Here is a 23,072-nt window from a genome sequence, read left to right on the forward strand (position 1 = left end):
AACGAGGGCAGCCCTGTGGGCGCCAGCGGAATGTGGGGTCACCGCGCGGTCCGCATCTGATGGTGTCGACGTCAATGGTATACGGGTGCATCATCGACGTCTTCAATACAGAAAATATCAGTGCGGAATGTACGGATTGCTGCCGTATCCTTAGTAATTAAAACTGTCCGTTCAGTAGTAGGGGCGCGCCGGCGTTAGCCGGTGCGCCCCTACTTTGGGAAACATAAAACTCGCTTTTAATCGGTTGCCTGCGTAGCTCAAAGCGGGAACAACCGCCATGACGATGCATGCGATACCGAGCGGCGGTGCGCGGCAGCTATAAGCGCTGCTCCTAGCAGGAATAGCGCTAATGAGGCGGCGATCCAGTTGCTGTCGGCGGTCTTGGGGAGCGTGGCGGTGGCGGCGCCGGCAGCCTTGGCCTTGGATGGCGTGGACACCGTGGTCCTGTTTACTGTCGTTTTGGTTGTCGTGATCGTCTTGGGCGTCGCAGTCGCGGGCTTCAGGGCGGGATCCGTCGCGGACCCGGCACCGGGCTGCCCACCGGCAGGACCGGCGCCACCAGCCGGCTCGCCCGCGCCACCGGGCACCTCGCGCCCGTCGGTCTCCCCCGCCGGCGCCGTCGCGCCCTCGGGCTCAATCACCACATGCGGAGCCATGGCCCCGGAGGCATCCACCACGCCGCCGGGGCCAAAGGTCCCGCCAACGGGCGCCACAAATCGCGCAGACACAAGTGATCCGCCCGTGCACGCAACGCCGCCGTCTGCGCCGGTCGCATCCAGCCACGAGGCATCGACGGAAAGCCGACTGCCGGCCGCGCCATCCCCAATGCCATCGTCCTGCAGATACACGCCGTAGGCGCGCACGCCCGCTCCGGACCCGGCGCCCGCGGCAACGACGCGCCCGCCGCCGCGCACGGCCATGTCGCCGGCAATCACGCCGGCGACCGCCTCGTTTGTAATATCGGCCCCGTCTGCCCGCGCATCGACGGTGCAGCCGTCAACCACGAGCGCCTGCGACACGTGGATCCCGCACTGCGAGCCCGTCGCCGTCAGGGTCCCGGTGCCGCGAAGCGTCAGGTTGCCCCACACCTCCATGCCGCACAGCGTGATGTCCGCATCGGGCGCATGCGACTCCGTCACGGAGTTCTGCCCGGCAAGCGTCAGCACCAGGTCGCCCTCGGCGCCGATGGTCTCGCCCGCGTAGCCATTAAGCTCCAGGTGGTCGGCATCGGTCCAGGCCCAGCCAGGACCCGACACGCCCGGCTCGCAGTACGTCGCGCCCGCGATGATGAGGCTCTCCGCGCCCGCGGCATAAGAAGGCCCGCCCAGCAAAACGCATAGGCAGGCCATGGCAGCGATCGCAATGTAATGACGGCTGGTGTGGGACTCGGCGGCAAACATACCCGCTCCGATCTTCGCAGGAGCCAATAGGATGTGCACCAGAAAATGCCCTGGTAGCAGCAGTTATTAGTTTAGCGAGATCAATGCGGGAGCAAAGAGAAATCGTGTGGGCAATGTCCACAATTAGGTGTAAATCGTTTTGCCAGTCGGTGAAAGGAGGGATCAACAGATTAGATATCCATCTTATTAAAGTCGATGGAATATCCCATGGACTTGAGTTCTTTCAAGAGGCCGAACTCCCAACTGTCTGTTCCGGTATAAACGACGCCCTGTAGATCGGAGGGAATCTCGATACCTTTGTCAACAAGAATTGCAACGTTTTCCCTGCCAAGCCGACCAATAAAGTATCCGGCTTCAAATACAACATTTTGTCTAGCCCTGGGCTTTTCCGACTGTTCTGCCTGGGCTCTTCCTTCGTCGTCCGCCGTAAAAAGGCATACCGCTCCTGCTGCATCGCCTTCAATTTCCAGCTTTTCGATGATTGTCTTGCCCTGATTTGACTGCTCGTTTAGGACAACCGCCGTCAGGCCCTGCCTTTCGATGATTCTCGCGACCCTTTCTCTAAGCTCTCCGTTGTGACCATGAACGATAAATACCTTCGAATAATCTCCAACATTTGCAGTCGATCCGGTTTCCCCTTCGTCTGAAAACTCATCAAGGTATGTCTCTAGCACAGCTTTTGCACTGCGCAGGCCGTCCGCACAGGCTTCAACGAAAGCCGAGTCGGGCGTACCGGAGGTGAAGAAAGACAACGAGTAGCTGATTTTGTTAAAGCTTTTAAATTCGTAGCTGTCTTTTCCAAATCGCCTAATTAAAAGCCTGTCCGCCCTTGTCTTCCATGCTTTAAAGTCAGGCGAACTAGAGCTGATGTATTTCTTTGAAAGTTCGTCTGCTGTTTCGCACAACTGCTGCAAAATTTCAAAATCAGACATTAAGCCTTCTTTCTATAACCAATAACGGAGCTAAGAAGCATCTTATTCCAATGAGCGGCCAAATCTCTTTACTGTTTCCTCGGTGCCCCTATCGGAGATGGACTTGCCCAGTGCGAACTCAATAGCGTCCAGCAAAGCCATGACGCGAGCTTTGAAATAGGCATCAAAGTCATCATTAATGAACGCATCCCAGTCAATGAGATTCGATTCGATGACGGAGTTCACAGTGTTCGATGTCAGCTTTCTTAACGAATTTCGCTGAGTAGACGCTGGGAGCCGCGCCTCCAATTTCTGTGCCCGAATAGGAGTACGAGCACGTCGGTCAAGATGCATTCGGTGGTCAACATGGCGGGATCTATCTGCGAGCGGAAAACAAGCGGCGCTGCTAATGGTAGCGCCGCTCGCATCATCAAAGAAGAATCGTTATCGATTGTCTCTGGGACTTTTCGTTCAAAACCAGAGCATGTCGACTACTGCTTATCGAAGTACATCCACCCTACAGGCTGCATTAGATCGTAATAATCGACGGGCGTTTTGAAGCGAATCCTGCCCAAATAACCACGCTTTTCAGCAACCAACTGCATCTGTCTGCGTCACGGCAAACTCTTTGAATTGGCGTTGCGGCAAGTTTGTCTTAAGAAAATAAGGCTGTTAAGACAAACCCATTTTGACGTTTACGTAACGTCGACCATCGATCAAGCCGTATTATTCGGAGTTAGATTTATCGCCCCACGACGCTAAGCTGGTGACCATCCAGTGCCTTTTGATATCGATATAGACATCGTCAATCTGATTGTCCAAGCATTCATCGGACTCGTTACCTTGGGGGCCTTGATTGCCGCACTCTGGCAAAGTAACCAGAGCAAAAAGAACAGGGAGGACGACATCAAGCGGCATCAGCCATCCCGCATATCGGCATGGTACGAAGGGGATCGAAACCGAACTGATCAGCCCGAGGACAATCGGTTCGTCTGGCAATTCGTCGTGCTTCGAAACGAAAGCGAGTCCCCCGTCTACGACGTAATCGTCACCTGCGTCGGGATTAGCGGGGCCGGCCCCTCTTTCAAAGGTGAGGATAACCGCCCCGCTTATCCCAACCGCGTCTGCGTCGGCACGCTTCCTCCTGGAGCATGGTGCATATGGCTCCCGACGGAAGGGCACGGAATGGGAGTACGCACGGCACCCGAAACGGCTTTCACCGACGCAAGCGGAACTTCATGGGTTCGGCGGGGCAACGGAAGGCTCGAGGAGATCCCTATGGAGCCAACCTCGTTCTACAGGCTGCCCCTTCCCTTGACCTGGCACGGATGCAAGAAGCTGACCGAGTAACCCCTTGGCATCGTCGTTTCAGGCATTGGGTTTTCCGGACTGGGACGCGAACTTCCCCAGATGTTCCGGATAACGGGAAAGTCAGAACTATTCGGGTTTGCGAGGCGGGATCGAGAGAGCGACTCCGCCCTATTATTTCGATGCGTCCATGAATTGAAGTGAGATCGGCATCATCACCTCGAAGCACTTACATACAGATCCATATGGCAAAGGCAGCAATTCGCCACCTTGGTTGCAGCAGCGGAGGTTATTACTCAGGATACAAGCGGAAGTAGCCAAATAGGCGCTGGGCGCAACCGAGACGCAGCCAGAGAAGGGTGACATGAGAGTTGTTTCAGAGGATTGGGGTGATATGGATGAAGTTGACTGGTAAGTGCATCTCCAGGTTCAACGGATGACTGATCAAGGCCGTCTTTAGGTTCACGTAGGGATCCGCTTTTGCTGACAAACAAACACGTGATTGATTTATGGCTTCCAGACGCTTAGCGTGTCTGGAAGCTCATTTATTTTATTGTCAGCAACCACGAAGCCAGCGCTGAACCTCGCCCTAGTAATTGCAACATAGAGCTTGGAGCGTGTTTGCGGCTTCAGATCCGTCGAGGCATCTTGCAACCAAGAGGCCATATCGGCAACTGGATAAATCAAAACATGGTCATATGTTCGGCCTTTTGCTTTGCCGAAGTTGCAGATCGATGAAGCGTTCGCGGTCTGAGTGGCGACGCTACGTCTCAAAATCACTGGATCCAAAAACTCGCAATACCTTTGCGCAAGTGACTCTGGAATGGCCCAAACTCCATTATGGGTTTCATTTGAGGCGGCGCGCAAAGATGCGGTTGGTGAAAACTCCGGATAAACCATGTTTGCGAATCGCCATTCTTGATTTGCTGCTTTTTCGTTATCTTGTCTATGCAATGCAACTGAAACGCATCGGTGTCTCATCTGCAAATACTCGTAGGGCGATAAATGATTATTTAGCCGATCCTTCTTCGAATCCGAAAAGCAAACCGTCCTCATTTGGTAAACAGCCCCGTTCGACGCATTCCAAGATTAGCGCTTGCAATAATTTTGCAGAATCGGAAACACAAGACTCAGAAGGTTGTTTTCCCTCATGAACGGCTTCTGACCTTGCTCTATATAGTTTCTTTATTTCTTGCTGTTTTTGCTTGCCTCCTCCAAGAAACAAAGCTGCGAGAGTACTGACACGAAAAACAAGTTCGCTCCGGACTCCAAACAATGACTCAATCCCAGCCCATATAATCGCCATTTGAACTGAAGGTCGAAGCGATTGCTTGTAGCTCCACAAGGAATTCACCGCGGTCTCAAATCGCGTGTTTTTATCAAACAGTTCCCATGCGTCCCGATAATGCTGTCTTATCCACTGCTTCTCTGAATCGTTGATCACTTTCAATTTTCTTGGAATGAACAACCTTGTAGAAAGAACAACATTGATTGCCGAGCATGGCGAAAAATCTTCTGTCCGCGAATCGCTCTGAACATGCCAATACAATTCGCAATTCAAAAGCGCGGACAATAGAACTATTGCAGATTGGGCATTCCAAACTCGAACTGCAAGCTCTTTGCCCTCTCAAACAAAGCGCAACTGAGCTGTAGTTTTCCTAAGGACGGCAATCAAGACACCTAAATCGGTCTCATCTCCGCTGCCATATTTCATCACAGAATTTATCATGTCGTCCGGCGAGGCCTTGCACGTGGCCGGCAATAGAGAGAGGTGTTGCGTAAGCGGCAGCTCTTCGTCTATGGTTAATCCCATTAGGTATAGATATGAAGCAGCAGCCGATTCATTTACAACAATCATCATCTTCGCCCCCCTGCCATAGCGCTCTATACCTAATCCATCCGAACAGCGCCAAACTGAGAGACGTCGATTTCGCCCTACATGAGTTTGGGAAGCAATGCGTCACGCAGTTCGCCAAGAGCCTACGACTTGAGTATATTAGCCTATATGAGCTCAAGAATACCATTGAGCGTCGAAGTCGTTCTTTCTATTGCACAAGCTGGAGCAAACGGGACGTTCATCGACTTAATGTTTTTTAATGCAAGCTTGGTCTGAACGGCACCAACAGTTCCAAGCCTAATAGCTTCCATGCCCATTGAGCTACGAAGAAAGAAATACGACCACGCCGCAAAGTCGCCTTTAAACGAAGTAAGTTTGTTGCAATTCTCTGTGAGGTTTGCCTCATCGAGCGTTTTTCCGATATACGCCGTAAGGCCAATCGTTCCGACAACGGAAACAATTAGATCGCCAGTGTTGACAACGTAGCGCGAAATATTAGATCGTGTTTCATCGTCGATATATAGCATTTCCGAAGTGAGTAAGAGAACAGAAGCGTTGTTTAAGTCGCGGACTCGAATATATGGATGAGAGTTTGCCTCTGCAATTAGCTCTGAACCTTTAGGGAGCCTCTAACCGCCCTTGACTTCGCAGAATGACTCGACTGAACGGTAATGATTTTCTCGCTTGTTCTCTTCAATTGTTTGAGCAAAAAGGGCTTCTCCGAGTTCAGCTAAATAATCATTTACCGGAACATAGGCCTGCACTTCAGAATTGTTTCCATCGAACCAAGGGGAAAGGAGCCCCCGGTGGAAGCGATGATCAATATGGTTCTAACACAGATGTAGCCGGTTCTAGACTATCTGCAGATAAAGCAATCTTAAAAGCAGTGCTCGAAAGCACTATGTGTAGCCATGCCGAAAGCAGCGTGCCCAGCAACTCGAGTCTACTCGGTCTCTTCCTTACCGACAAGGAAGTCGAGGGGTGCTCTCCGAGAACAATCGCGTACTACGAAAGCACCCTCAAACCATATGAGGCATGGATGGAAGAGAAGACGATGCTGAGCGAAGACGGCCGAATCGTCAGGGTGGACAACCCATGGTGTTCGTTCTACATCGACACCGAGCTGGCACCTGCGCTAGACGAGAGCAGGTGCGGGAAATGGATGTTCTACTTCAACGATATCGAGTTCGCGGAGGAAGTCTGCCGCAAGGCGGCCCTCGGAATGGTCGTCGCGGAATGCAAGCACAGCTCATTCGAGTCCGTTATCGAGAACGGCAGAGGCGTCTCCTGCTTCTACCTGAACTTGGACGACGTCGAAGCACATCGCCGCGTTGTCGCATTCATGCTGGAGCATGGCCTGGTTCGGAAGACGAAGTCGGGGAAGCTGTATAACATCGGCTTCAAGTTGGATGACCAGGCACGGGCGGGAGAATATGGAGCCGGTTTCAAGGCACGAATCACGTTGAGCGATCGCTCGAATTAGGCGAATTTTACCTGCGAAGAACAATGAAGGGCGGGGGTGTATCGGCTAATGCCGAACACCCCCGCCCTCGACGCGGTTAAAATAGCGAATGATTGAAGCGGATCAGCCTGGTTCCGCCCTCTCCCCTAGACCCTCTTAAACAAATCCCTCGTGTACGCCTTGTCCGCCACGTCCGCGAGCTCGTCGCTCCAACGGTTGGCGACGATCACGTCGCAGCCGGCCTTGAAGGCTTCCAGGTCGTGGGTCACCTCGGAGCCGAAGAACTCCGGCGCGTCCAGCGTAGGCTCATAGACCACCACGGGCACGCCCTTGGCCTTCACGCGCTTCATGACGCCCTGGATGGAGCTCGCGTACGGGGCATCGGAGCCGAGCTTCATTGTCAGGCAGCATCTCGCCCGCCGCAAAGTCCTTGCGGATGGGGTTGGCCTCCACGATGGCCCCGGTCAGGTTCCGCGGCACGTACTTGTAGATCGTCAGCGGCTGCTTGGCGCCCTTTGGCAGGCAGTAGCCGCCGCAAGCGAAACTAGAATCAGGTGAGGAGAATCCGAATCAACGACTGTGCTATAAATAATCACTACATAATGATTCAGTTGCAACAAAATCAGTTAAATTGAAATGAATAGACCCTTTTGAATCAGGGTTATGAATAAGAATTTTATCCAACCTTGAATGTCGCTTCGCCAAGGCTTCATCGAAGCTCAGTTAATGAATGAAATCAACCTTAATGTCATCGAGGATGTCGACAGGATAGCCGGCATCCTCCCCTGCGACTAAATGGGCCTCGCAGTTATAGTGCAAAGGTCGACGGTAGGTTCCTGAAAAACAATGCAAGGGCGCACGTTATCCACATCTCACCATAGGTCACTTTCCAATCAGTTTCAGCAACTTGTGCTTCTTGGTGCGAAGCCAGAATCGTTTCCAGGCCCAAGTCTTCCGAACGGCCGATTCGAACCCAACCTTTCCATATGCCTTAAGGAACCGAGACCTGTCCCTTGTCCTTGGGGAGGGTTCGTGGAGGTTGGTCTGTTCCACATTGTCGGCCTCGCTGAAGAGACGCTCCTCGCGGTAGACGGTCTCAGGTAAATCGGCGAGAGCGTCGATGCCAGTCTCCGTATTGCACAGTACTACGGAGACCTTGCCGGGCGGCTCAGACCCAAGTGTCGACTTATCTAGGCCCCAAAAGTCTCCGAGTGTGATGTCTCCCGCCCGCTGGTTGCACGCGTAAGGACATTCGTAACAGACCTCACGATGGATGACGCCTGTTACGAAGACGGAAAAATATTCGTCTTCGTAACAGGGCTCGTCGAAGACGAGCTCACCGTCGCGATATGCGCACATGTGGAAATCGTTCGCCCCACGAAACGAGAACGAATCCCAGCTCCCTTTGACCTTAAGGTCCAAATGTTCGCGAAGGAATGCAATCGGAGGGGTGCCGTGGCATATGAGATCGATGCAAATCAAGCCCTCGCGCGTATCGCCAACGATAGAGCGCAAGGCAGCGACCTGGCATGGTGTCGAAATGAAGAGTACTTTCCTGCCGTCTGCGAGATGCTTCTTAACGTCCTTGTATGCGCCGCCGGGATCACTGTAGACGTACTTGGATCCTCGTAGGCTCTCCAAGTCGACTTCTCGATCGACTGAAACGCAGCGCGCCGCCCCGTTTACAGAAGCCGTCCCGTATACGACGCCGCCCCCGTTGATGACCTTCCTTGCAAGCGCTGTGGCAATGCCGCCCGATGAAGAGAGCGCAACGTCACTCGGTTCACTGCTCCAAGCAGCATAGGTCTTTAGGGGCTTCCTGAGCTCGACGGGAGCGCATGCGGGACAAACAGCATGACATCGACCGCAATCCCTGCAATTTGAGGGGTCGACAGTCGGCACGGGCTCGCCACAAAGGCCGCTTTCCTTCATACTAAGCGCATGGAAGGGGCACGCTTCGACACATGCCCCGCACCCAGAGCACTTCAAGTCACCGCAAACGAAGTTAGCCGGCATTTCCTCTCCTAAAGCCAAGTTTATCTCGCATGATGTCGAAAATTACAAAACGTTCTCCCTTGTCAAACAAAGTGAGCAGCTCGAAGGTATAACCGATGGCGGCAGCAGCAAAAGCAACGGCTACGAGCGTAGCCCAATTTGTGCACAGACCAATCTGGTCAACAAGTGCGTAGCCGAGCCAAAGGACCGCGAAAACGAAAATCTCTCGCATAAGCGGCTTGTAGAACGTCCGTCTGTGTACATCGATGACAACCGCACAATAAAATGGTTGGACAAGTGCATGACGGACAAACATCAGAATCGAGCTTGTCCCGGCGATGACGGTGAGCTTGTCGAGCGAGGTGAATAAGATCAAAGGGAACTCTATGGCGAGCGTTGCCAAGCTGAATCCGAAGGCGATGAGGACCGAACCCTTAATTTTTGTGGTCAGCGTGTTCGCATAATATAAGGGCTCGACAAGAGCGCTCGCAATGAGCGTAATGACGGTCAAAACCGAAAGAAGCTGAATATCGCCTAATTCGGCAACAGAACGGCCAGGCAGCCATAGGGAGTAGAACGACGGCCCGAAGCCGATGAACCCGGCAAGCGGTACGATCATGAACGCTGAGGTGAAACGCATGGCGAAATCGAATCTGCTCACCAGCTCTACCTTGTCCCCACGGGCATAGGCTTGGGCCATCTTAGGGTAAAAGAGGTTCGCTATGCTTCCGGAAAGATTAGTCAAAGCCTGGGGGACCGTCTTAGCAATGGACAGGAGTCCCATGGCGGCCCCGCTAATGAAGATATTGGCAACCAGGAGGTCGAGGCCGGTCTGGATGAGGTTGTTGACGTTCTGGAGGCTGTTCCACACGCCGATTTTGAGAAGCTCCCAGACTTTGCTGGGACTGAACCGCGAAAGCGACAGCTTGAGTTCGGGAAGGAGCCTGCGTGTCACAGCAACTTGCGCCGCGCCGGTCACGACTGTCGCCACGAGGCCCGCGACGCTGAAGTACCACATATGAGGGAAGGCTACCCAGAACAGGACGAACAGGAAGATGACGCGAAGGACCGAACCGAGAAGCTGGCCGATGGAATTTAGGAATAACTCGTTTTTTATGAACGCCGCAACACCAAATACGACCGTAAGCAGCCCTATCCCAGCATTCATGAACGCGAGCAGAACGGTGATTCTCAAGTCGCTGACCAATTCCGGCGTCACACTGACAAGGGTCTCTATGTTAGCGGCGAGGAACACCGATCCCACGAAAATTGCAAACGCCATAATACAGTTCGAGAAAAAGACCGAAGAGAAATACTCTTCGGTCTTTTCGGTATCCCCCTCATGGTAGGAGACCGTGATGAACCGGCTTGCCATGGCATTAAGTGCTGCAGTGATGATTGCGACATAGCTGACGAAGTTGTTGACCAGCCCTACGAACCCATATGCCTCGTCGCCAAGCTTCTGGAGCACGATCGGCGTGAGAACGAAGCTAATGATGAACTGAGTGCCGAGTACCGCGATTTGCGCGGCGAAGTTAAGGGCGAATTTCTTTTTGTCTCCCATCGGTTTTGGCAGAACGCCTAACGCACCCCCCTGCCAACGGAAATGTTGCACCTTAAATAAGACAGGGAGCTTTCGCGAGCGGCCGCTCTGACGGCATCGGCAACTTCAAACTTCAGGGGCTTGTCGAGAATAAACGAGAGGTCTTCTGGTGTCGTCGCGAGTCTCTCCTTGAGCGACAACCTGTCGAGAAGGTCAACAAGCTTGTTTGCATTCTGTCCGCGCTTTATCACCGCGAAAGGGACGTGCGTTATGGCGGAGAATATCGTTCCGTGGAAGGTGTCAGTCGCCACGAAATCGGCTCCTTTGAAGTAATTCAGAATTTCATCAGGGCCGCAATCGACGTTCTCATCGCAGAAATCTTGATGTCCGTAGACCGCAAGGAGCTTGACGCCCCTTTTCTCGGCGATGGCCCTGATGGCCTCGGCCTCGTCCTGGGTGAAACGGTTGCCGTATCCGTAAACTAGGGCATAACGTTCTGGTGTCGCTACGGGCTTCCATTCAACATTTTCGACACCGGAGACAAGAACCGGATCGAGATGCGTGCTAACGCCATCGATTCCAAGGGCCTCGAGGATGGCACGGGAGTTTGCGTCCCTAACGGAAATGGCGTCGAAGCATCGGAAGCAATTCCTCACGTCGTCGGCCACGTGGTACTTCTCAAGGTCGGACAAAGTCGTGTGCCCGAAAGACCCGGCATAGCTGATTACGGATTCGCAGTTGTTCCCCCAACCAAGAAGCTGGCGGCAGAAACCGACATTTGGTCCCGCCTGTGTACAGTTGAAGACCTCATCGCTTCCGATGACAAGAACGTCGACATGCTCCCCGATGTTGCGCTTGCACGGGTCGACGCCGAGAAGACCGAGGCATCGCTCATATTCGACGTCCATCGGAGTTCGCTTATAAATTCCTGCGGCAATGAGGGCACGCCTTCCCGCGCCAGTAAACCTGACATCGGCCTTAATCCTTCCAAGAAAGTCCTTGAGCCTTCCTCGTGCGTCCCTGAGCCCCGGCACGCACGAGGAAGGCTTGTAGTCAACGAAAAGGACCTCGTGTCCCAGCGACTCAATCATTGACTTTAATCCGTATGCTTGCATGAAGGAGCCGTGGTTCACGACTCTCTGCATTGACATAATGCCAACGCGCATGTTTACCTCCTTGTGAGCGCCCCATTGACACAACAGACACTCTGCTTCTCGTCTTTTTCGATTCCTCCACTCTGGATATCCTCGCTAGCCACGAAAATAGCCATGAGCGCAATGAAAAAGTAGTAGTTGTACGTAATTTCGACGATAGATCCTGCGATCATCGCGTAAAGCATGATGTACATGCCCCAGCTCCAAGAAGGCTTATCTCCTTTTACGCTAGTCCAGGCCATATAGAAGACGGCGAATAGACCCACGACACCATAGTTGACGAGCGTCTCCATGATAGAGTTCTGAGCGTTTCCATACCCGACGTACATGGCCACGGCTGCGTTTCCATAGCCGTGGCCGAAGATAGGAGATTCGCTGATGACGGCCCGAAGCCCACTGTAAATCAAATCCCTGCCCGTCAACGTCAAGTTCTCACCGAGGACGTCTACGACAATATGCTTCACAAACGGCACCTGGAGGAGCTGTAATAAGAAGGCAAGGATAACGCCCGTCAAGACCATTGCCGCTATGACGACTGCAGGCTTTTCTAGAATACGCTGGGCTTTCCGTGGGAGGACCACTAAAGCAATCAAGAGGGCAGACATTGCGACGGCCGTCGAGCAGTAGACCGTATGAGCCACGACGAGGGCAAGCAAACCAAGGCCCGCGGTGACCAGGACAACTAAATCTTTGCTCCTGCCTTCGCGACAAAGCTTGGCGTAAGCCAGACATGCCAACATGATGAAGTAATAGCTCGTTGAGAACTTGTTGCCTGCAAAATAGTAGAGCAGGGGGCCATCGGCTGTACCCACCCTTGCAATGAATACAATAGATAGAACGCAGTAGATGACAGTCATCCAGAAGAAGACGCTCATGAAAGTCTCGAGCCTGCCACGTCTGCTGCATGTCGTAATTAGAAGGGCGAGGGCGTAGAGACAGATGGCGTAGAGAAGCGCGTCGGTGCAGTTGGAGGAGTCTACGTACCCAGCCAGATAGCCCGCGATGCTCGAGATCACGACCATGATGCAAAACAGGGCCGACGGGTGTTTGTACTCTCTTCCTTTGAGGTTGGTGATGAGAAAGAGAAGGACGAAGAACACGCAGCTGACTTTAAGGCCTTGCTGCAGCACCTTCGGGATGCAGACCAACTTGAAGACCGCAAAGTAGATAGCAACGAGCGACGCCGTGAGCCAATCGAAGCGTATCCGTTTCGACAAGATAGAATCTCGCGTCCACGACAATTGATGATGCATATGCCGGCCCACCTAAAGGTAGCTGTAGAAGCGCGGCGAAGCAGCGAACAACAGCGCCTTGGCCTTCTCTTTTGTGTTCATGCCGTATTCGAACAAAAACTTCTTGTCTACGCCCGGCACCTCAAGGCCGCCCCGAAGTCCAAGCTCGCGGCAAGTGTGTAGATAGCACTTCGCAAGATAGCCATATAAAGCGTGGCGAAGCTCCAAATCGTTGATTGCGTCAAATTGAGTCTTCCAGCGCCCTAGGATCTCGCACATGGAAATCGCACGTTCAGAAGAATTCTGCGATTTCATGATGGAGCCCGGCCGTTGAATGTAGTTGTAGAACTTGTATTTCAGGCAGACGACGGTATCCGCTGCAAGAAAGACTCTAGGCTGCATCTCCATGTCTTCATGCAGCAGCCCCACGGCAAACCTGAGCCCGTTTTCATTAAACAACGAGAGCTTACAAAACATGAAGCATGCGCACGGGTACCATTCTCCCGCTTTTAGAGCTGTGAGAATGAAATCCTTAGTGGGATACGCCTTTCCCTCCTCAAGCGACGCGTAGTGATCGGGCCTGTCCGGACCCGGGGTTACCCTCCAATCCCCAAGGACGATGTCAGCTTGGGAATCGGTTGCCAAACGCAGCAGCCTCTCGCTAGCATCGAGCTCGATAGAATCGTCTGAATCAACGAACATGATGTAATCCCCAGTCGCCTCGGCCAGACCGAAGTTGCGCGCATCCGAAAGCCCTCCGTTCTGCTTGTGGACAACTTTTACCCTCGAATCCGCAAGGGCGTAATCATCGCAGATTCGAGGGCAGTCATCCGGACTCCCGTCATCGACGAGAATCACCTCGATATCGCCCAACGTCTGGCAAAGGACACTGTCAACGCAGCGGCCAAGTTCTTTTTCGACCTTATAGACTGGAATAATTATGCTTACAAGCGGCACAAGCAACCTCCGTTTATATCTTGTCCCCAGGCCCAACGTCCTTCGTAACTATTCGGGCCGCCTTCACAATCGCGCCGTCCCCAACGTATATCGGTCCGAAAATGCAGGAGTTCGTGTACACGATAACGTTGCTCCCGAAATGGGGCTGCCAGAAGACCCCCCCCGACCATCTTCGCGATGACGTCCATGAGAGCCGCCGATGGTCACACCCTGATACACTGTGAGCGGCCCCTCGCTGACGACCCCAGCGCCTATAACAACGCCGAGCCCGTGGACGAGGCGAAACCCCGGTGCCAACTTCGCTTTGTAATCCAAATCGACGTGGTAAAGCATCCTGTTCAAACACCAAACAATCTTTGCCAGTGGCTCAAGATGGCAACGGTAGAGCAGGGCGGACAGGCGGAAAAGAGCCACAGCGTGGAAGCAGGGGTTCAAAAGAAACGTCCCGAGCGAACGAGGGAAGCCTTTTCCACCGGCGGCTTCGGCAAAGTCGACGTTGATGTTCATTCCCGTCCTCCTTTACGATCCAATGCGGCCTCGTATGCGCCCTCAAGAAGGTGGTAGCTCGAGGAGATGTCGAAAGGCTCCAGGCTCCCCGCACGGAAGGAGCCTTTGCTCCTATCATGTGGCCAAAAGGCCATCGCAGCTATCTCGCCCGCCCATCTTTCAGCGGTTTCTGTAAGGGAAATCGCGTGGAACCTGTCACTCACGCAAGCGTCCTGCGGCACATTGGACGATACGAAGCATTCAAGGCCGGCGAGTTGTGCCTCCACGAGGACGATACCAAGTCCCTCGTGAATCGAGGGAAACACAAAGCAATCCATCGCCGAATAGAGCTTGGCTGGGTCTTTTACGTTGCCAAGCAGCATAATAGAATCATGGGCAGGCGATGCCTCAACCAAGGCCCTAACATCCTTCTCTCCAGGTCCCCCGCCAGCAATCATCAGAATCGATTCGGGGTTCTCAGCATGAAATGCCTCGAAAACCTTGATTAGGAACGCATGATTTTTCTCGGGGTTCAACCTCGCCACGTTGCCAAGAATATAGACGTCCTCGTCGATACCGTAGGCTCTGCGCAGCTCGAGGCGAGCTTGCGGATCGAACCTGAACTTGTCAAGGTCGAAAGAATTAGGGATGACGGAAAAGCCCGCATTTCCAAAAAGCCATTTGCCCGCCTCGTCACTGCACGCGAACATGCAGTCGCAAAGTCGAGGCACGAAAGGCCTCAGCACCCTGTGCAGCACGGGATGTTCGCATCCCGTGCTGTGACAGTGGCAGGCCACCACTACAACACGGGAGCACTTTGCTATAACCAACTCAGGGAAGACCATACCACTGTTGCCGTGGACATGGCAGATGTCGAATTGTCCCTCGTCGAGGGCTTTGCTCAGCGCCTCGAAATAGCCAAGGGTGTCGGACCTCTTATCGGGAAGCTGTGTGACCGCGATGCCGTGAGCTACGGCCTCATCAACTTTCTCTTGTTCGCATGGACCACCGACGAGCAAGGTCACCGTGTGCCCATGCCGGATAAGTTCGAACGAATATGTGAGCACTACCTTGCCAATGCCATTATTGACGAGATTGTATGTAATCATGCAGACGTTCACTTGGCTACCTCACCGTAGAGCAGCAACCAGGCTTCTGCAGCATAATCCAGGGCAATCATTCGCTTTTCGAAACATGTTCTTGAATGTTCCAAGCCCATGGGATTTCTATCTTTCATTCCAAATGCAATCTTTGATGTAAGCCAGGGCTTACTGAGTGAATTAGATCGGGCGGAGTCTGGACCATGTTCTTCTCGGGATTATCCACACTCGCTAGATAACACTACCTACGCCGTTACATTCGCAGTTACGAATTCTGCTTAGGCAAAACGAATAGCTCTCCGAGCTCGCAATCGAGCCTGTCCGGCTGCTTCTCATCAGCGTAGAAGGGGTCGAAACCGCCCCCGGTGTAAAAAGTCATCTCGCCGAAGAAAGGATTGCCCGCGATGTTGTAAAGATCGACTCGTACATGCGGAAGATCCGACGCCAACGTCTCAGCAAGTCTGAGCATCAAATCGTAGTTCTCGGGCTTTTCAGTGGGTTTACGATTGGATACTTCGTGATTGATGTCTCCACGTTGCTCCCAGCATGGAGTGAAATACTGCATATCGTGCGCGGTAAAGCGATCGGCATCGGTCTGCACGAGCGCCGCCTTACCATCGAAGCAGTAGAACTTATAGTCAGTCGGGGTCTGCCTACCCGGTTCGTCGAGGTACGCCTCGGCAACCACACGAGGAGCTATATCCTTGTAGGCCCACTCCCGACCCTGCCAGTACCAGTTCCGTTGAAGTGCAGTACGCAGGCGTTTCTTAGCGACCTCAAAATCGAATATTGATTTGTCCGTACACACGATTGTGCTCTGCGAGTCGTGAGTGCACTTCAGCACGAACTTTTCCGGCAACTCATCAATGTCGATTTCTTCCACCGAATCGTAGACGCCATAAAGCGGAACAAGGTACTCATCGCCGATACGCTCCCTTACAAAGGATCGCACTTCAAACTTGTCAACAAGCGTGGTCAAGACTGGATTGTGATAATGCAGCTTGCACCACTGGAGCTTCTCATTAAAGGTCCTGGGATGATCAAGATCGAGCTTATAGTGCAGCTTTGCTCTGAAGCACATGCGAATAAAATCCTCGTCGGGGATAAAGCGCAAGTTGTTCCTCAGAGAAAGCGCGAATCTTTTCTTAAGTTTCATCGTACGCCTCCAACGCCATCGATGTAATCGGAAAGGTCGGCGCAGAACCGCGCCGCGTTGCTCTTATAGGGCAGGTAATCCTTGGAAAGCACCCGCGCATAAGCGGCGGGCAGGTCGGCAGGGTCCATACACGGCTCAATCAGCCCCATGTCCCCGAACTGTCGAACAATCTCAATCTGGTGATCATCCACATGTTCGCCGTATTTTGCTAGACGCGGAACAGCGATGACTTTCTTGTTGTCCTTAACGGCGCCGATGATGGCGCCGGTACCTCCATGGGTTACCACGACATCGCAAGCATCCATATGAACGCGGAAGGAATCACGATCGAGAAATGCCTCGTGTTCCAAATACTCAGGAATGTAAGTGCACACACCCGTCTGAGCAAAAGCTCCATCCTCAGCAACACCGCTCGCAACGAGAGCATCTACCGCCCTGACCAATCTGTCGAATTGGAACTTCTGGGAGCCTACGGTAACGAATATCATGCGACCACCTCCCTAGTACACGCCGCCGACAAAGCGGGCATTGGGGTACACGGATAGCATCGACTCCCACTGCACGTAAAAACGATCGGCGCGTTTGCTCAGCAGCTTTCCCGTCATGGTTGGTGAGTCAGTTTTCGCGAAAGACTCGACATACACAAGCTTAGCGCCCATTGCATGCCCGATCAGGCAAAACGGTATGGTAGCCAGTACCCCCGTACACACAATCACGTCGGGGTGTTCAGCGAACCAATAACGAAGAGACGTCACGGCATTGAACGCCATTCGAGGAAGAAAGCTTGCCTCGTGTCGATTCACCTGGTGCACATAGCGAGCCCGCACAGGTAGCTTGGCATCGTAGGCAGTCTTCTCGGTGAGGATGAAACTGTCGTAGCGCTCCATCAAAGGCTTAAGCGCAAGTAACTGCTCCAGATGCCCACCAGATGACGCAGCAAAGCACACTTTTATGTCCTTGCGACACCCCGTCATGAACTAATCCCTCTTAAACAAATCGCGAGTGTATACCTTATCCGCCACGTCAACGAGCTCGTCGCTCCAGCGGTTGGCAACGATCACATCGCAGCCGGCCTTGAAGGCCTCCAGGTCGTGCGTGACCTCGGAGCCGAAGTACTCCGGCGCGTCCAGCGTGGGCTCGTAGACCACCACGGGCACGCCCTTGGCCTTCACGCGCTTCATGACGCCCTGGATGGAGCTCGCGCGGAAGTTGTCGGAGTTTGACTTCATTGTCAGGCGGTACACGCCCACGACCGGCTTCTCCCTGCCCTCGTAGACGCGGTCCCACACCATCTGCAGCACCTCGTCGGCGACGAAGTCCTTGCGGGTGCGGTTGGCCTCGACGATGGCCTCGATCAGGTTCTGGGGCACGTCCTTGTAGTTGGCCAGCAGCTGCTTGGTGTCCTTGGGCAGGCAGTAGCCGCCGTAGCCGAAGCTGGGGTTGTTGTAGTGGGAGCCGATGCGCGGCTCCAGGCACACGCCGTCGATTACGTCGCGGGTGTTGAGGCCGCGGACCTCGCAGTAGGTGTCGAGCTCGTTGAAGTAGGCGACGCGGAGGGCCAGGTAGGTGTTGGCGAAGAGCTTGACCGCCTCGGCCTCGGTGGTGCCCAGCACGAGTTCCGGGATGCCCGCGGTACCGTCGGCGTTCACGCGCTCCAGCTCGGCGGGGTCGGCGCCCTGAGCGAGCAGGCCGGCGAAGCGTTCGGCCGCTGCGACGGCCTCGGCGTCCTCCTTGGGCGCGCCCACCACGATGCGGCTGGGGTGCAGGTTGTCGTAGAGCGCCTTGCTCTCGCGCAGGAACTCCGGGCTGAAGAAGATCTTGCTGTCGCCCAGCCTCTCGCGCAGGCCCGCGGTGTAGCCGACGGGGATCGTCGACTTGATGACGATCCAGGCGTCCGGGTTAACCGACCGCACGGCGGCGATGGCGGCCTCGACGGAGGAAGTGTCGAAGAAGTTCCTGTCCGAGTCGTAGTTGGTCGGCGTGGCGATGACGGCGTAGTCGGCGCCCGTGTAGGCCTCGGCCACGTCGACGGTGGCGTGCAGGTCGAGCTCGCGCTCCCCCACCTTGGCCTCCGCCAGGAAACGCTCGATCTCGTCGTCCTGGATGGGCGACACGAAGTTGTTGATCTTCGCGACCTTCTCGGGCACGATGTCCAGCGCGTGCACCTCGTTGTGCTGCGAGAGCAGGACGGCGAGGGACAGGCCGACGTAGCCGGTTCCGGCGACGGCAATCTTCATTTTCTTCTCCGATTCGAATCGGGTATTAAGGTTAGGCATTAGTACGCATCGCTCCCGTTAAAGACCTCCAGAACAGTTAGAAGGACGATCTTGAAGTCCATGAGTATTCCGCGCTTGGCTATGTATTCAAGGTCCCGGCGGACCATGCCATCAAAACCGGTTGAGTTGCGCTCCGTAACCTGCCAGAGCCCGGTAATCCCGGGCTTCACAGCAAGGCGCTGCAGGTCGAACTCGGTGTACTCGGCCACCTCGTTGGGCAGCGGCGGGCGCGGGCCCACGACGGACATCTGGCCCAGGAACACGTTCAGGAACTGCGGGAACTCGTCGATGGAGTGCTTGCGGATAAACTTCCCGATCTTGGTGACGCGGGGGTCCTCCCTCATCTTGAACATGGCGCCAGCGATCTCGTTCTGCCCCTTGAGCTCGGCGAGGCGCTCGTCGGCGTCCTTGTACATGGAACGGAACTTCCACATGCGGAAGGTGGTCAGGCTCCCGTCGGGGCGGGTCTGTCCCACTCGGATCTGGCTGTAGAAGGGGCTGCCCTCGCTCTCCAGGCGGATGAGCGCCGCTAGTACCACGCTGGGAATGGCGATGGCAACGAGCACGACACCGCTGAACACGATGTCGAACGTGCGCTTCACGGCCCTATAGACAAGGCGCGAGCGATCCCAGTCCATGATGGATTGCATGGCCTTGTAGCGACCGGCGCCCTCACGCCGGTCCATCGCCTGAGCAATCAGCGCCGCCCCCGCGGGCGCATCCGTTACTAATTGAGTTTTATCTGACTCGTTCTCTTCCAACACTTTGTCCCCAGGTCGGGGATCCTCCCTGTTCTGTGCAGCGGTCGCCAGCAGCTAGGCGATCGCCTTTTTGAGGTTGCGCATGACGCGCTGCTCGTTTGAAAGCACTGCAAGGCCAACGCGGGTGGTTACGCATCGGCCGCACAGGTCGAGCTCCAAATAAGCAGTGCTCTTGCGTCTGTTAATGGTTTTGATAAGGCCTTCGTGGCCCAGCAGCGGACCTGCCGTCACTACGACCTGGTCGCCGTCTTTTAAGGCCTCGCTCATGGGCACTACGCGGTCTCCCCTATGTGTAAAGCCGCCAATAAGCTGAACCTCTTCTTTTGCGAGCGGCACAAACTGACCGTCCTGGGAAAGCATCCGGGCAAAGTCGTCCATACGTAGCAGATACTGTTGCACGGTGCGGGGATCTGCCGTATCGCAGATTAGATAACCGGGAAAGAGTGGCTTGGTCGTATTAACCCATTCGCCGTGTACCTTGATCTCGGTTTGATATTGGGGATAAAAGAGCTCCTGCATGGCGACAGCCGGCACCATGTGCTCAATGCGCTCACGCATTACGTCTTCGCGACCGTTAATGACCTGGATTACATACCACACGAGCACCACCCCCTTGCTTTCTTACGTATGGCTCACGTGATTTGGATATGGCTTCGCCAGGGCGCTTGTGCGCGAAGGCGCTCCATATTCAAACCCTGAGCCCAGTAAGACAAGCACGTGGCTCTGCCCCACCGTGAACGGTATGTATAAGTGCAGTTGCTAGAGACGCGGACGTGTATCGCAAAATGACCGCGTCTCCAGCTGGCTGCGTGCGAACCAGTCAAACGGGTACAAAACTGGACCGCACGCAAACAGCTGTAGGACTGCTACGCTTTGACACACAAACAATTAAATGCATCCTCGAATTAACTCAATGCAAATAATTAACGTTGCATGGCATCTTTATTGGAGCTCGTGGTGTTTCTAGCACCGCCGTTACGGCCGGATGCTGATCGACCCTGTGCTTTGTGACTTGCTAGAGCCGTGAGCACAGTTGAACTCATGTAACGTTAGATATACTAGCATAAGCTGTTAGTGAAACTGATTTGGGCTGCGCTGGACAACATATCGTTCATTTGACGTGCTTAAGGGGGTTGTTTTGGGAAGTTGTTCACGTTGGCGCAGGTTATTGGGGTGCTGGCAATAATTGGGAGCGTTCCTGAAGCCCAACTGGAGCCGCGAGCTGCACTGGTAATTGCGTTTGGCTAACAAACTATGTACAGATACGGGAAATAAATTGTGCAACTTTTTGTAGGCGTAGGTGCGGCTTGCGGCGTGAGGTATTTTGGCATGAAAAAAAGCTTCGGTATTCCGAAGCCCTTAACATTCACGATGGTGGAGACGAGGGGGATCGAACCCCTGACCTCTTGACTGCCAGTCAAGCGCTCTCCCAGCTGAGCTACGCCCCCGTGACGAGGAGATACTATAGGGGAATGTTTTGCTTGATGCAAGGGGGAATTTTGATTGATTGTCGTATCTTACGGGTTTTCCTGGGATGGGGCTGAATTAGCTATTTTGGCGGGTATGAAAATAACTTGCTGGGTTTATTAGTTTTTCTGGTTGAAAAAGTCTCCTACCATTTTGTTAAGCCAATGGTTGGATTTAAAGCGGAGCAGCTCGATGAAGTTATAAAATCTCTGGTTGAAATCGTCTTTGCCAGGGAGGACCGACCATGGCCGAGAAGTTCGCGTTCGACTACGTGAACGAGATTTTGGGTATCGTCAACTACGTGCGCGAAGTGCTACGCCCCGCCTTCACTACTGGGACTGCCGAGCCGCATCTCAATTGCATCATCGCGTGCAGCAGCCTGACGATTGGCCCGCGCATCGACGTCCCGGAACCGCTCTTCGTGACCGAGCCCGACCGCGACGACGAGATGGTGGATGAGTTTATCGAACCGAGGACAGATCTGAGAATCGACGCAGAAACGGGCGAGGTGTTATGAACATAGCAGCAATTGCCGATTGGGAGCCCATGCCCTCTACGTGTTTAAAATGCAGCGACAACGAATACGGGTTCCCCACCGTCGTCTGCCGTACGCCCAGCAGACTTGTGGAAGAGTGCGAAAAAGCCTTCGACGCAGGGCTGCTGCTCGCCGCTTTGACTCTCGTAGTAACCATCCCAGACGTATGCGCAAACATCGACGGGACGGATTACCGAAAATGGTGCAAGGAGTACCTGGAGCTCCCGAACGATGGGAGAAAAATGACCAATGCGCGCAAGGGCGAGAAGCGCCCAGATGAGATAAAAGAGGGGTTTGAGACGATAGAGGATCGAGGCATCTTTACGGCATCGGATCTCTATCAGCTTCGCTGCGCGGTGATCCATGCGGGGTCGTCGGTCATCGAGGGAAGGGGCGAAGCGTATAGCCCCTACAAAGCCATCGGGGTTTGCGTTCAGGGCGATGCGCGCGGGATAATCGCGAGTTATGGGCATAAAGGAATCGGCTATGGAAGCCAACAAGACTGCGAGTTCGATTGCGTCGTCAAGCTTGAAGGGCTCATCTCTCTCATAGCAAAGGGTGTGTGGAAATTCGTCGAGGAAAACCCCGGGCGCGATCGAGAATACTCGACGGGGAAAGGACTTTCCCGCCAAGGCGTGGTGGACTTCAGGCCTTTAATCGAAAAGCAAAGTTGTTAAGTATGTGGTTGGATTTGCATACGAGCGGGTTGTTAGATAAGTGGTTGGATTTAACGGAATCCCGTTTGCGGAAACCAAACAATCGTTTAACAACTTCCAACCACTTATTTTACTTACCCTTTTTTGCGTTGCCAAAATTAGCCAATTCAGCCCAGTCCCGATAAAACCCTCACGCCAGCAAATAGCCGATCGCAACGCCTTGATGGACTTGGATCTTGGCCGTACCCCTAACGACATTGGAGATGCCGGTGTCAGCCAGTAGTCCCAGGGGGCTGTGATTTAGCTCCCATTCTAGGCCGTGTTCGCTTACCTCGGTGTTGGGGGCAACGGCGATGATGGAGAACGTCTTGCCTTCGGAGCCTTCGATGGTCCACGATTCGCCTGCGCGAAGGATGCGGGCGACAACCTTGTCCTCGGCAATCCAGACTGGGGCGTCATCGTAGCCCGCGAGCAGCCCCAGTACGGAAAGAGCCATGTCTGGACGGCCGCCGGTGGCGCAGGTCGCAACCACTTCGGCACCCGGCCAGCGACGACGGACGGAATCGAGCGCCAGCGCCAGATCGGTATAGTCCTTGTACGGGTCGTGGCGCTCCACTTCAAAGGCTTCGGCGGCATCGACCAACGCACGACCCGCGTCGCTCACCGTGTCGGCATCCCCCACATATACGTTGCAGCCCAGGCCAGCGCCCAGCAGTGCGTCGAGCCCGCGGTCCACGGCGACAACGTGGTCGCACTCCCCTGCTAGCCTACGCAACAGATCTGTGCTCGCCACCACGGGCGAGCCGCAGACAACTAATACCTTGCAAGCCACAGCC

General features: G+C 54.3%; 25 protein-coding genes and 1 tRNA gene. 3 read left to right on the top strand and 23 right to left on the bottom strand.

Features of this window, described 5'->3' with window-relative positions:
- Positions 1 to 257: 257 nt before the first annotated feature.
- The 7 genes from AAAX77_RS00005 to AAAX77_RS00035 all read right to left on the bottom strand — a co-directional run bounded on the left by AAAX77_RS00005 (position 258) and on the right by AAAX77_RS00035 (position 6,061).
- Positions 258 to 1,400, bottom strand: a complete 1,143-nt coding sequence (locus AAAX77_RS00005) for a hypothetical protein (RefSeq protein ID WP_349104108.1) — start codon at positions 1,398 to 1,400, stop codon at positions 258 to 260.
- Between the two features lie 170 nt (positions 1,401 to 1,570).
- Positions 1,571 to 2,332, bottom strand: coding sequence for a nucleotide-binding protein (locus AAAX77_RS00010; RefSeq protein ID WP_117636984.1), 762 nt, complete (start codon positions 2,330 to 2,332; stop codon positions 1,571 to 1,573).
- A 42-nt stretch (positions 2,333 to 2,374) separates the two neighbouring features.
- A complete protein-coding gene (locus AAAX77_RS00015) occupies positions 2,375 to 2,557 on the bottom strand; it encodes a hypothetical protein (RefSeq protein WP_117636983.1) in 183 nt (60 codons plus the stop codon).
- Between the two features lie 1,569 nt (positions 2,558 to 4,126).
- Entirely contained in the window at positions 4,127 to 4,519 is a 393-nt protein-coding gene (locus AAAX77_RS00020; protein WP_147332604.1) for a hypothetical protein, read from the bottom strand.
- A 109-nt stretch (positions 4,520 to 4,628) separates the two neighbouring features.
- Positions 4,629 to 5,063, bottom strand: coding sequence for a hypothetical protein (locus AAAX77_RS00025; protein WP_349104111.1), 435 nt, complete (start codon positions 5,061 to 5,063; stop codon positions 4,629 to 4,631).
- A 183-nt stretch (positions 5,064 to 5,246) separates the two neighbouring features.
- The gene (locus tag AAAX77_RS00030) at positions 5,247 to 5,480 is read right to left on the bottom strand and encodes a hypothetical protein (RefSeq protein WP_349104112.1); all 234 of its coding nucleotides are present in this window, start codon (positions 5,478 to 5,480) and stop codon (positions 5,247 to 5,249) included.
- Positions 5,481 to 5,620: 140 nt separating this feature from the next.
- Positions 5,621 to 6,061: a restriction endonuclease subunit S gene (locus AAAX77_RS00035; protein WP_117769675.1), complete on the bottom strand. Its 441-nt coding sequence runs from the start codon at positions 6,059 to 6,061 to the stop codon at positions 5,621 to 5,623.
- A gap of 434 nt (positions 6,062 to 6,495) precedes the next feature.
- On the opposite strand from AAAX77_RS00035, the gene AAAX77_RS00040 reads away from it, so the two are divergent.
- Positions 6,496 to 6,939: a hypothetical protein gene (locus tag AAAX77_RS00040; RefSeq protein WP_349104114.1), complete on the top strand. Its 444-nt coding sequence runs from the start codon at positions 6,496 to 6,498 to the stop codon at positions 6,937 to 6,939.
- Between the two features lie 125 nt (positions 6,940 to 7,064).
- On the opposite strand, the gene AAAX77_RS00045 is transcribed toward AAAX77_RS00040, so the two are convergent.
- The 15 genes from AAAX77_RS00045 to AAAX77_RS00115 all read right to left on the bottom strand — a co-directional run bounded on the left by AAAX77_RS00045 (position 7,065) and on the right by AAAX77_RS00115 (position 21,026).
- Positions 7,065 to 7,316 carry a hypothetical protein gene (locus tag AAAX77_RS00045; RefSeq protein WP_349104115.1) on the bottom strand — a complete coding sequence of 84 codons (252 nt, stop codon included), beginning with the start codon at positions 7,314 to 7,316 and terminating at the stop codon, positions 7,065 to 7,067.
- 484 nt (positions 7,317 to 7,800) lie between these two features.
- Positions 7,801 to 8,934 (bottom strand): Coenzyme F420 hydrogenase/dehydrogenase, beta subunit C-terminal domain, encoded by a 1,134-nt coding sequence (locus tag AAAX77_RS00050; RefSeq protein ID WP_195521422.1) that lies wholly within the window; start codon positions 8,932 to 8,934, stop codon positions 7,801 to 7,803.
- Positions 8,924 to 10,477 carry a hypothetical protein gene (locus AAAX77_RS00055; protein ID WP_195521414.1) on the bottom strand — a complete coding sequence of 518 codons (1,554 nt, stop codon included), beginning with the start codon at positions 10,475 to 10,477 and terminating at the stop codon, positions 8,924 to 8,926. The genes AAAX77_RS00050 and AAAX77_RS00055 overlap by 11 nt, the downstream gene beginning before the upstream one ends.
- A 17-nt stretch (positions 10,478 to 10,494) precedes the next feature.
- Positions 10,495 to 11,622, bottom strand: a complete 1,128-nt coding sequence (locus tag AAAX77_RS00060; RefSeq protein WP_349104116.1) for a polysaccharide pyruvyl transferase family protein — start codon at positions 11,620 to 11,622, stop codon at positions 10,495 to 10,497.
- Positions 11,623 to 11,624: 2 nt separating this feature from the next.
- Positions 11,625 to 12,710 (bottom strand): hypothetical protein, encoded by a 1,086-nt coding sequence (locus AAAX77_RS00065; protein WP_349104117.1) that lies wholly within the window; start codon positions 12,708 to 12,710, stop codon positions 11,625 to 11,627.
- Positions 12,711 to 12,875: 165 nt separating this feature from the next.
- Positions 12,876 to 13,799, bottom strand: a complete 924-nt coding sequence (locus AAAX77_RS00070; RefSeq protein ID WP_349104119.1) for a glycosyltransferase family 2 protein — start codon at positions 13,797 to 13,799, stop codon at positions 12,876 to 12,878.
- Positions 13,800 to 13,862: 63 nt separating this feature from the next.
- A complete protein-coding gene (locus AAAX77_RS00075) occupies positions 13,863 to 14,306 on the bottom strand; it encodes a hypothetical protein (protein ID WP_349104120.1) in 444 nt (147 codons plus the stop codon).
- Positions 14,303 to 15,406 carry a glycosyltransferase gene (locus AAAX77_RS00080; protein WP_349104121.1) on the bottom strand — a complete coding sequence of 368 codons (1,104 nt, stop codon included), beginning with the start codon at positions 15,404 to 15,406 and terminating at the stop codon, positions 14,303 to 14,305. Before AAAX77_RS00080 ends, AAAX77_RS00075 begins: the two co-directional genes overlap by 4 nt.
- A gap of 244 nt (positions 15,407 to 15,650) precedes the next feature.
- A complete protein-coding gene (locus AAAX77_RS00085) occupies positions 15,651 to 16,541 on the bottom strand; it encodes an ATP-grasp fold amidoligase family protein (protein WP_349104122.1) in 891 nt (296 codons plus the stop codon).
- Positions 16,538 to 17,029, bottom strand: a complete 492-nt coding sequence (gene pssE, locus AAAX77_RS00090) for a PssE/Cps14G family polysaccharide biosynthesis glycosyltransferase (protein ID WP_349104124.1) — start codon at positions 17,027 to 17,029, stop codon at positions 16,538 to 16,540. The genes AAAX77_RS00085 and pssE overlap by 4 nt, the downstream gene beginning before the upstream one ends.
- A gap of 12 nt (positions 17,030 to 17,041) precedes the next feature.
- The gene (gene pssD / locus AAAX77_RS00095; RefSeq protein WP_349104126.1) at positions 17,042 to 17,515 is read right to left on the bottom strand and encodes a PssD/Cps14F family polysaccharide biosynthesis glycosyltransferase; all 474 of its coding nucleotides are present in this window, start codon (positions 17,513 to 17,515) and stop codon (positions 17,042 to 17,044) included.
- Between the two features lie 3 nt (positions 17,516 to 17,518).
- Complete coding sequence (locus AAAX77_RS00100; RefSeq protein ID WP_349104128.1) at positions 17,519 to 18,778, bottom strand: nucleotide sugar dehydrogenase; 1,260 nt, start codon at positions 18,776 to 18,778, stop codon at positions 17,519 to 17,521.
- 38 nt (positions 18,779 to 18,816) lie between these two features.
- Complete coding sequence (locus AAAX77_RS00105) at positions 18,817 to 19,578, bottom strand: sugar transferase (RefSeq protein ID WP_349104130.1); 762 nt, start codon at positions 19,576 to 19,578, stop codon at positions 18,817 to 18,819.
- 54 nt (positions 19,579 to 19,632) lie between these two features.
- Entirely contained in the window at positions 19,633 to 20,178 is a 546-nt protein-coding gene (gene loaP / locus AAAX77_RS00110) for an antiterminator LoaP (RefSeq protein WP_349104132.1), read from the bottom strand.
- A gap of 772 nt (positions 20,179 to 20,950) precedes the next feature.
- A tRNA-Ala gene (locus tag AAAX77_RS00115) sits at positions 20,951 to 21,026 on the bottom strand.
- 263 nt (positions 21,027 to 21,289) lie between these two features.
- Between AAAX77_RS00115 and AAAX77_RS00120 the strand changes: the two genes are divergently transcribed.
- Positions 21,290 to 21,562, top strand: coding sequence for a hypothetical protein (locus AAAX77_RS00120; RefSeq protein WP_349104134.1), 273 nt, complete (start codon positions 21,290 to 21,292; stop codon positions 21,560 to 21,562).
- Positions 21,559 to 22,257 (top strand): hypothetical protein, encoded by a 699-nt coding sequence (locus AAAX77_RS00125; RefSeq protein WP_349104135.1) that lies wholly within the window; start codon positions 21,559 to 21,561, stop codon positions 22,255 to 22,257. Before AAAX77_RS00120 ends, AAAX77_RS00125 begins: the two co-directional genes overlap by 4 nt.
- 169 nt (positions 22,258 to 22,426) lie before the next feature.
- Here AAAX77_RS00125 and AAAX77_RS00130 read toward each other — a convergent pair whose 3' ends face one another.
- Entirely contained in the window at positions 22,427 to 23,068 is a 642-nt protein-coding gene (locus AAAX77_RS00130) for a thiamine diphosphokinase (RefSeq protein WP_349104137.1), read from the bottom strand.
- Positions 23,069 to 23,072 lie beyond the last annotated feature (4 nt).

It is taken from the genome of Collinsella sp. CLA-ER-H6, from assembly GCF_040092305.1.
In the GTDB taxonomy this organism is placed as follows: domain Bacteria; phylum Actinomycetota; class Coriobacteriia; order Coriobacteriales; family Coriobacteriaceae; genus Collinsella.